6 protein-coding genes and 1 pseudogene are annotated in these 6,752 nt (G+C 55.3%); 4 read left to right on the forward strand and 3 right to left on the reverse strand.

All coding sequences use genetic code 11. From position 1 onward, the window contains the following. Together ACLQ7H_RS26735 and arcA are read left to right on the forward strand one after the other, a co-directional pair. Positions 1-183 (forward strand): annotated as a pseudogene (locus tag ACLQ7H_RS26735) (arginine-ornithine antiporter); the annotation flags it as partial. A 15-nt stretch (positions 184-198) separates the two neighbouring features. Then, positions 199-1,473: an arginine deiminase gene (gene arcA / locus ACLQ7H_RS26740; RefSeq protein WP_411755280.1), complete on the forward strand. Its 1,275-nt coding sequence runs from the start codon at positions 199-201 to the stop codon at positions 1,471-1,473. A gap of 173 nt (positions 1,474-1,646) precedes the next feature. Here arcA and blaFONA read toward each other — a convergent pair whose 3' ends face one another. Beyond that, the gene (gene blaFONA, locus ACLQ7H_RS26745) at positions 1,647-2,534 is read right to left on the reverse strand and encodes an FONA family class A beta-lactamase (protein WP_411755281.1); all 888 of its coding nucleotides are present in this window, start codon (positions 2,532-2,534) and stop codon (positions 1,647-1,649) included. 133 nt (positions 2,535-2,667) lie between these two features. Between blaFONA and ACLQ7H_RS26750 the strand changes: the two genes are divergently transcribed. Continuing rightward, on the forward strand, positions 2,668-3,543 hold the full coding sequence (locus ACLQ7H_RS26750) for a LysR substrate-binding domain-containing protein (RefSeq protein ID WP_411755282.1): 876 nt from the start codon (positions 2,668-2,670) through the stop codon (positions 3,541-3,543). A gap of 33 nt (positions 3,544-3,576) precedes the next feature. Here the strand turns inward: ACLQ7H_RS26750 and ACLQ7H_RS26755 are convergent, their stop codons facing one another. Both ACLQ7H_RS26755 and ACLQ7H_RS26760 read right to left on the reverse strand, forming a co-directional pair. Next, positions 3,577-5,193: an FGGY-family carbohydrate kinase gene (locus tag ACLQ7H_RS26755; protein ID WP_411755285.1), complete on the reverse strand. Its 1,617-nt coding sequence runs from the start codon at positions 5,191-5,193 to the stop codon at positions 3,577-3,579. A 12-nt stretch (positions 5,194-5,205) separates the two neighbouring features. Continuing rightward, a complete protein-coding gene (locus ACLQ7H_RS26760; RefSeq protein WP_411755283.1) occupies positions 5,206-5,952 on the reverse strand; it encodes an SDR family oxidoreductase in 747 nt (248 codons plus the stop codon). 440 nt (positions 5,953-6,392) lie between these two features. Here ACLQ7H_RS26760 and ACLQ7H_RS26765 point away from each other — a divergent pair. After that, positions 6,393-6,752: LacI family DNA-binding transcriptional regulator (locus ACLQ7H_RS26765; protein WP_411755284.1), on the forward strand; the 360-nt coding region annotated here is incomplete at its 3' end.

Consider the following 6,752-nt stretch of genomic DNA (forward strand, 5'->3'; position numbering starts at 1 on the left):
GGTATGAAATATCTGCTGCTCTCCGCCATTATCTATGGCCCAGGCACGCTGCTGTACATTATGGCTAAACGTGAACAGCAGGCAAAACTGTTCACCCCGGCTGAAATGGTGCTCTTTGTTATCGTTATGGTCGCTGCAATTGTTGCAATTTACAGTATTGCAACTGGCATTATCACAATCTGATCGAGGCAAGTCATTATGTCGACTAAGAAAAAGACGCAGTCCAAGTTTGGTGTTCATTCAGAAGTAGGGAAATTACATAAAGTGATGGTCTGTGCCCCTGGTAAGGCGCATAACCGGCTGACGCCAAGTAATTGTGATGAGCTATTGTTCGATGACGTGTTATGGGTTGAACGCGCCAAGCGTGACCATTTTGACTTCATGACCAAGATGCGCGAACACGGCGTAGACGTCGTTGAAATGCACAACCTGCTGGCCGAAACGCTAGCGCTGCCCGAAGCCAGAAAGTGGATCCTGGATCAGCAGATTGTGCCTAATGAAGTGTCGCTCGGGATCTTGAACGAAACCCGCAGCTTCCTTGATGGCCTCGCCCCACGGGCGTTGGCGGAGGTGCTGATTGGTGGCCTTTCCACTACCGAACTGGCCAAAGAAGGCTATGCGGACCACGAAGAGTTGAAGCTGATCCGCGAAGCCGTGGGTATTACCGAATACCTGCTGCCACCGCTGCCGAATACCTTATATACCCGTGATACCACCTGCTGGATCTACGGCGGCGTGACCTTGAACCCATTGTATTGGCCAGCCCGTCACGAAGAAACCATTCTGACCACGGCGATCTATAAGTTCCACCCAGACTTTGGCGAAGCCAATGTTAACGTCTGGTGGGGGGACCCAACGGTGCACCACGGTACCGCCACGCTTGAAGGTGGGGACGTGATGCCGATCGGCAACAAAACGGTGCTGATTGGGATGAGTGAGCGTACTTCGCATCAGGCGATCACCCAGTTGGCCGCATCGCTGTTTGCCAACAAGCATTCCGGCGTTGAACGGGTAATGATTGCCGCCATGCCGAAACTGCGTGCCGCCATGCACCTGGATACGGTATTTACCTTCTGCGATCGCGATGTGGTGACGCTCTACCCGGCGATCGTCAATCAGATCAAAACCTTCTCCCTGCGCCCGGATAATGGCCCAACCGGCATGAAACTGAGCCGCGATAAGGGCACCTTTGTCGAGGCCATTGCCGGAGCATTGAACCTGAAAAAACTGCGGGTAGTTGAGACCGAAGGTAACGACTACGACACCGAACGCCAACAGTGGGACAGCGGTAACAACATGGTGGCGCTCTCTCCTGGGGTGGTACTGGCTTACGATCGTAATACCAAAACCAATACCCAACTGCGTAAAGAAGGGGTTGAGGTGATTGAGATTGTCGGGAGTGAGCTGGGCCGTGGCCGTGGCGGCGGCCACTGTATGACCTGCCCGATTATCCGCGATGCCATCGATTATTAATCGCCAAGCCTGATCGGAAAAGGCCGGATTTTCCGGCCTTTTTTTATGCTGACATTCCCTCTCCGGGCGTACAAGGGATGCTGTATGACCAGCCCCTTTCACCGGGCTTAAAATGTAGGGGCGCTGCATGCTGCGCCCGTTTAGTACACAGCAGCCTGCAGAACATCCCTGCCTTAAAGACCTTCGGTAACAATTTTAGCAGCCGCAGCCAAAACGTCTTTGCGCGCTTTGGCATCCTGCTGTGGCTGGGTGAAATAGGTCACTAAAACCAACGGCGCGTGGTTCGCAGGCCAAATAACGGCGATATCGTTAGTGGTACCGTAATCACCGCTACCGGTTTTATCCCCGACCACCCAGGTGGTTGGCAGACCTGCACGAATGCTGGCTCCACCGGTAGTATTCCCCTTCAGCCATTCTACCAGTTGAGCACGCTGTGGTTCACCAAGCGCCTTACCCAGGGCCAGATTTTGCAGGCTTTTTGCCATCGCGTATGGCGAGCTGGTATCACGCTCATCACCCGGAATAGCGGTATTCAAGGTGGGCTCGGTACGATCAAGACGGAAGGTTTTATCGCCGATGGTACGCGCAAATTTTGTTACTGTTGCCGGGCCGCCAAGATGTTCCAGGATCTTGTTCATCGCCGTGTTGTCGCTGTACTGAATGGTGGCGGCGCTCAGCTCGGCCAGGGTCATCCCGGTATCCAGATGCTTTTCGGCAATCGGGTTGTAGTTGACCAGGTCGGATTGCTTGATCTCCATCCGCTTAGCCAAAAGATTTTTATCCGTCTCGCTCTGTTTTAACAGCGCCGAAACCGCCATCACCTTACTGGTGCTGCACATGGCAAAACGCTCATCCCCACGATACAGGATCTGCGAATTATCGCCGGTATCGATCAGCGCCACGCCCAGGCGGCCACCGGAGCTTTTCTCCAGATCGGACAGTTGCTGCTGAATATTCGTCTTGGCATTAGCGGATTGCGCCCACAGCGGTGCGCTACTGAACAGCAACGGCACAACCGTAGCTACCATCAGGGTGGTTTGACGCAGTGTATTTTTAACCATGTTTTGCCTCACATAAAATGGATTAACGCAACAGATCTTTCTTCAAGATGGCGGGAAATATCCTCTGTTAGAGCGTTATTGACAAGCGACAAGAATTTTCTCTAGCATAAAGAAAATCTTTTGGATAACGGCTATGCGCTCTAATCTTCCTCTTAACGCCCTGCGTGCTTTTGAAGCCTCTGCCAGACATTTGAGTTTCACACGGGCAGCGCTGGAACTCTATGTTACCCAGGCCGCCGTTAGCCAACAGGTTCGGCTGCTCGAAGAGCGCCTGGGTATGGTGCTGTTTAAACGCTTACCCCGTGGTTTAGAAATGACGGAAGAGTCGCGGGCGCTGTTTGCCGTGCTAACCGATGCCTTTGGCCATATTGAAAAAGCCTTCCGGAAGTTTGAAGGGGGACAGTTCCAGGAGGTGCTCACCGTGGCTGCCGTGGGTACCTTTGCCGTGGGCTGGCTGTTGCCGCGCCTCGATCGGTTCAGGCAGGAGCATCCCTTTGTCGAACTACGGCTGCGCACCAACAATAACGTCGTTAATCTGGCTGCCGAGGGGCTGGATTTCGCCATCCGTTTTGGCGCGGGGCTGTGGCCAGCAACCCATAACGAAATGCTGTTTGATGCACCGCTAACCGTGTTGTGTACCCCCGCTACGGCTAAGCGGCTCGTCACCCCTGCCGATTTGCTGCAAGAGGATCTGCTGCGTTCTTACCGTGCTGAAGAGTGGGAAAACTGGTTTGCTGCCGCTGGCCTGCAGGCGGTGAGAGTGAATGGTGCCATCTTCGATTCATCCCGTCTGATGATTGAGACCGCCATCCATTCCGGTGGGGTGGCGTTAGCCCCGCCGAAAATGTTTGCCCGGGAACTCACCACCGGGCAGTTGGTGCGCCCGTTCGCTGCCGAAATCAGCATGGGTAGTTACTGGTTAACCCATTTAAAATCGAAGGCGATGACCCCGGCGATGGAAATATTTAGCGAATGGCTACTAAAGGAAGCAACAGAAGATCATACGTAGGGGCACTGCATGCTGCGCCCCGAGTTTACAGACTTATTGCAGCTCCTCACGGATCCGTTTGGCCGTGCTTTGCAGCAGCTTATAGGCCTCATAGCGATTGGCATGCAGCTGGCTGAAATCGGCATTCGGTTGGTATTGGCTGTCCAACTCGGAAAACTGTGCCATCGCCTGCTCCACCGAGTCAGCAACCTTTCCTGCCACGGCCCCCAGGATCGCCGAGCCCAGCAATACCGGCTCTTCCGCCTTGGTCGTCAGCACGGCGCAGCCACAGCTATCCGCCAGCAACTGCCGCACCAACGGATGACGGCCCGCCCCGCCGCTAATCACGATCTGCTCAACGGTGACGCCCATCTGCGACTGGGCATCGAGGATTTGCCGGAGCCCATAGCCAATCCCACAAATGCCGGCAACATACAAGGCCACCAGGTTGTCGAGATTGCTCTCCATACCCAACCCGGCTACCACGGCGCGGGAATGGGGGTCGGCAAAGGGTGCTCGGTTGCCAAGGAACTCGGGAACCACGTGCAGGCCATTGGCGAGTTTTGCCGCTTGCGACGCAGAAGCCATTTTCGCCAGCGCCAGATCGGCCAGCAAGGTGGGCAGTGACACGCCCAACGCTTTAGCCTGCTCCGCCGCCTCTGTTGCCGCCGGGTGGAACGAGACAAGCTGCTTGATTGCCGCCCCCGCCGCGCTCTGCCCACCTTCATTCAGCCAGAATCCCGGCACCATCGCGGAGTAATATGGCCCCCAAACGCCCGGCACAAAGGCTGGGTTTTGCGTGGTGGTCATCGTGCAGGACGACGTGCCAAACACGTAAGCCAGGTTATTGGTGACACCACCGCCAACACCGACAGTACCAATCCCGCCAGCATGGGCATCAATCAAGCCCACGGCGACAGGCGTGCCCGCCACTAATCCCATTTCTTTGGCCGCTTCTGCCGTCAGGCCGTTGCCACAAGGCGTACCAGGCTCTTTGATATGTTCCCCGATGCGGCGGAACGCTTCGTCTGGAAACTCCTCAAGGCCGATGGTACGGAAATAGTCTGGGTCCCAACGTTTTTCATGGGCCAGATAGGTCCATTTGCAGGTCACCGTACAAACGGAGCGTGCCAGATCCCCCGTAGCGCGCCAGGTCAGGAAATCGGCCAGATCGAAAAACTGCCAGGCGCTATCGTAGACCGCACGACGATTCTCCTTCAGCCAAAGCAGCTTGGGCGTTTCCATTTCTGGGGAGATTTTACCGCCAACGTAGTTGAGCACCTGATGTCCGGTGGCGTTGATCCGCTCGGCCTGCTCCGTTGCCCGATGGTCCATCCATACGATAATGTTGCGGTCGGGATCTTCAGATGGCCCTACTGCCAGGGGGTTGCCGTCTGCATCGAGTACCACCAGGGAACAGGTGGCATCAAAGCCGATGCCTGCCACGTTATTTGGGGAAATACCGGATGCGGCAACCGCCTGCTTGATGCTGTTGCACACCGCTTGCCATATCTCACGGCTGGATTGTTCAACATAATTTTCCGGGCCGCGGAACAGGGTGATCTCTTGGCTGGCATGCGCCAACATGGTACCGGAGAGATCGAAAACCCCTGCCCGTGCACTGCCTGAACCTACATCGACGCCGATCACGACCTGCTGTTGCTTGTTCATCATTTTCACCTCTCAGAGATCGACACTGTTTGGCAGGATCACCAGGTCACGCACGGTGACATTCTTCGAACGCGTGACCATAAATAACACCGCTTCGGCCACTTCCCTTGGCTGCATCAGGCTGCCGTTGGCCAGCGCCTCTTCCATCTTGGCTTTTGGCCAATCGTCCAGCAGCGCGGTAACCACCGGCCCTGGCAACACGGCGCCTACCCTTACGCCATACTGCGCTACCTGGCGGCGCGTAGAGTGCACAAATGCCTGCACGGCAAACTTTGAGGCGGTATAAATCGGTTCCCAGATCACCGGCACGACACCGGCAATCGAGCTGGTAAACAGAATATCGCCAGACTTTTGCTCGATCAGATGCGGCAGCACCGCCTGTACCGAGCGGAAGGCGGCGTTAATATTGAGATTAAGCACGCGATCCCAAATGTCCGGATCCCCCTCCGCCACCGGACCACCAATATAGGCACCGGCATTGGCGTGAAAAATATCAAGACGCCCGGCAGCGGTCAAAATGCCGGGTAACATGCCCGAAACCTGCTGCGGGTTGAGCAAATCGATGACCAGAGGATAGGCGTTTTCGCCAAGTTCATCGGTGAGGCCCTGCAGTTTTTCCTGGTCACGGTCGATCAGCACCACTTTTGCCCCGGCCTGCAGAAAAATACGCGCGCATTCCAGGCCGATACCCGAGGCCGCTCCGGTGATAGCCGCGACCTTACCTTTGAGAGAGAAATTCAATTGGGTGAAATCTGTCATGGTTGGGTTCCTTCTTTAAACAAGAGATCAAATCGTCACGACGAAGTCACTGCGTGCGAGTTCATCGCGTTCAGAATTTGGCTGTCGATATTGCCCCTCACCCTAACCCTCTCCCAAAGGGAGAGGGAACCGAGCGTGCCATGGATTGGCACCCGTGTCTGATTTCAGCAACGAATTCGCAAGGGCTAAAATGTGCCGCTGTTCCTGACCCCAACTTTATATTTACAAGGGTTGGAAACGTACCACCACACCTGACCTCAACTCCGTACCAGCCCCCTCTCCCTGTGGGAGAGGGCTGGGGTGAGGGGTAATTTCGGCACCGTCTACAACTGTGTACCAATGCTTTATCACACCCTTTGCTTATGGCGCTCAATCGATTGAGCATAATTGCTACTTTTTATTTTTACTGTCAAGATATAGAAAATTGGGGAGCGAAATTTGTGACTGGGTTCAAAGCAAAGAAAACGACGATTTACGATCTGGCCGAACTGGCCGGGGCCTCCTCAAGTGCGGTCAGCGCCGTGCTCAATGGCAGTTGGAAAAAGCGCCGCATCGGTGCCCAACTGGCAGAAAAAATCCTACGCCTCGCCGAAGAACAAGGCTATACCGTCAATCAGCAGGCCAGCCTGCTACGCCGCCGCAAATCGACCATGATCGGCATGATCGTCCCCAAATATGACAACCGCTATTTTGGTTCGATCGTCGAGCTGTTTGAATCGATGGCCCGTGAACGCGGCCTGTTTCCTGTGATCACCTGCACCAGCCGCGATCCTGAACTGGAAATCGAAGCGGCGCGCACC

This window comes from Serratia sp. (in: enterobacteria) (assembly GCF_046715635.1).
Classification (GTDB): Bacteria; Pseudomonadota; Gammaproteobacteria; order Enterobacterales; family Enterobacteriaceae; genus Chania.

Excerpts from the sequence above, each read along its gene's own strand:
- arcA (WP_411755280.1), top strand. The coding sequence starts at position 199 with ATGTCGACTAAGAAAAAGACGCAGTCCAAGTTTGGTGTTCATTCAGAA.
- ACLQ7H_RS26750 (WP_411755282.1), top strand. The coding sequence starts at position 2,668 with ATGCGCTCTAATCTTCCTCTTAACGCCCTGCGTGCTTTTGAAGCCTCT.
- ACLQ7H_RS26760 (WP_411755283.1), bottom strand. The coding sequence starts at position 5,952 with ATGACAGATTTCACCCAATTGAATTTCTCTCTCAAAGGTAAGGTCGCG.
- ACLQ7H_RS26755 (WP_411755285.1), bottom strand. The coding sequence starts at position 5,193 with ATGAACAAGCAACAGCAGGTCGTGATCGGCGTCGATGTAGGTTCAGGC.
- blaFONA (WP_411755281.1), bottom strand. The coding sequence starts at position 2,534 with ATGGTTAAAAATACACTGCGTCAAACCACCCTGATGGTAGCTACGGTT.